This window comes from Leeuwenhoekiella sp. CH_XMU1409-2 (assembly GCF_037029365.1).
Lineage (GTDB): Bacteria > Bacteroidota > Bacteroidia > Flavobacteriales > Flavobacteriaceae > Leeuwenhoekiella > Leeuwenhoekiella blandensis.
This window is the reverse complement of record NZ_JAYMEI010000033.1, coordinates 1-1,921: the sequence shown is the minus strand read 5'-3', so window position 1 is coordinate 1,921 and position 1,921 is coordinate 1. Positions and strand designations below refer to the sequence as shown.

Genomic DNA, 1,921 nt, shown 5'->3' with positions numbered 1-1,921 from the left:
CATCCTAGCTGTCTGGGCAGTCCAACCGCGTTTTTTCAACTTAACATACATTTGGGGACCTTAGCTGATGGTCTGGGTTCTTTCCCTCTCGGACATGGACCTTAGCACCCATGCCCTCACTGCTGATGAACATTTTATAGCATTCGGAGTTTGTCAGGAATTGGTAGGCGGTGAAGCCCCCGCATCCAATCAGTAGCTCTACCTCTATAAAACTATAAATCAACGCTGCACCTAAATGCATTTCGGGGAGTACGAGCTATTTCCGAGTTTGATTGGCCTTTCACCCCTACCCTCAGGTCATCCCAAGACTTTTCAACGTCAACGGGTTCGGTCCTCCACTATGTGTTACCACAGCTTCAACCTGCCCAAGGGTAGATCACACGGTTTCGCGTCTACTCAACCTAACTATACGCCCTATTAAGACTCGCTTTCGCTACGGATCCGATGCTGAACATCTTAACCTTGCTAGATAAAGTAACTCGTAGGCTCATTATGCAAAAGGCACGCCGTCACCCCAAAGGGGCTCCGACCGCTTGTAAGCGTATGGTTTCAGGGTCTATTTCACTCCCTTGTTCAGGGTTCTTTTCACCTTTCCCTCACGGTACTGGTTCACTATCGGTCTCTCAGGAGTATTTAGCCTTAGCGGATGGTCCCGCCAGATTCATACAGGGTTTCACGTGCCCCGCACTACTCAGGATACCACTATCTATAACGCTCTTTACCTATACCGGGCTATCACCGTCTATGGCTCCTCTTTCCAAAGGATTCTAATTCATTACGCATAAAATGTCGTGGTCCTACAACCCCGATCCTGCCGTAACAGAACCGGTTTGGGCTATTCCGAGTTCGCTCGCCGCTACTATCGGAATCACTATTGTTTTCTCTTCCTCCGGGTACTTAGATGTTTCAGTTCTCCGGGTTTGCCTCCTTGCGGATACTATACCTTCAGTATAGTGGGTTGCCCCATTCGGATATCTGCGGATCAATTTGTATGTGCCAATCCCCGCAGCTTTTCGCAGCTTATCACGTCCTTCATCGCCTCTGAGAGCCTAGGCATTCCCCATACGCCCTTATTTAGCTTATTGTACTTTTTGCTCTTATAAGGACCTTGGTATTGCTACCTTGGCCTTTTGTATTATTAATGAGTTCTATCTATAATATAACTTAGTTATTTCTAACTATATAAAATTTGTTTCTCTCGTATTCTTATTATTTCCCAATATGTCAATGAACGTTTATCCTGAGCTTGTCTCAGGATCTCTTTCTTCTAACCCTCCTACCTTGGCAGGTGAATTATCAAAGAGGTGCTGAAACAAGTTCAGCACAAGTGGAGAATATCGGAGTCGAACCGATGACCTCCTGCGTGCAAGGCAGGCGCTCTAGCCAGCTGAGCTAATCCCCCATTTATAAAGTAGGCAGTTTCAGTATTCAGTACACAGTCTAAATTACTGCTAACTGCTTCTGCTTACTGCAAACTGGGTTACCCAACTTCTAAAATTTCCTTCAATACTTGTTTATGAACTTTCTTTAAAACTAAGTCTGTGACTTTAGCCTTAAAGATATCCGCCTTCGCGGATATACTTCGCACCTTTTGGCGCGTAGTAGTCTCAGGCAGACTCGAACTGCCGACCTCTACATTATCAGTGTAGCGCTCTAACCAGCTGAGCTATGAGACTGTCCTATTTATCAATTGAATGATCCTGAAATGAATTCAGGATCATCAACCGAAAAATATCTTGAATTGACAACTAAAACTAAAACTTCGTCTTTCCTTATAGTCGCGTCTTTAACTGCTATGCAGCAAAGCTCTAGAAAGGAGGTGTTCCAGCCGCACCTTCCGGTACGGCTACCTTGTTACGACTTAGCCCCAGTTACCGGTCTTACCCTAGGCCGCTCCTTGCGGTGACGGACTTCAGGTACC

General features: G+C 45.8%; 2 tRNA genes and 2 rRNA genes. All 4 read right to left on the bottom strand.

Going from position 1 to position 1,921, the window contains the following annotated elements:
• A 23S ribosomal RNA gene (locus WA338_RS18725) occupies window positions 1-1,084 on the bottom strand; the annotation flags it as partial.
• A gap of 244 nt (window positions 1,085-1,328) precedes the next feature.
• A tRNA-Ala gene (locus tag WA338_RS18720) sits at window positions 1,329-1,402 on the bottom strand.
• Window positions 1,403-1,602: 200 nt separating this feature from the next.
• Window positions 1,603-1,676 (bottom strand) — tRNA-Ile (locus WA338_RS18715).
• 136 nt (window positions 1,677-1,812) lie between these two features.
• Window positions 1,813-1,921 (bottom strand): 16S ribosomal RNA (locus WA338_RS18710); the annotation flags it as partial.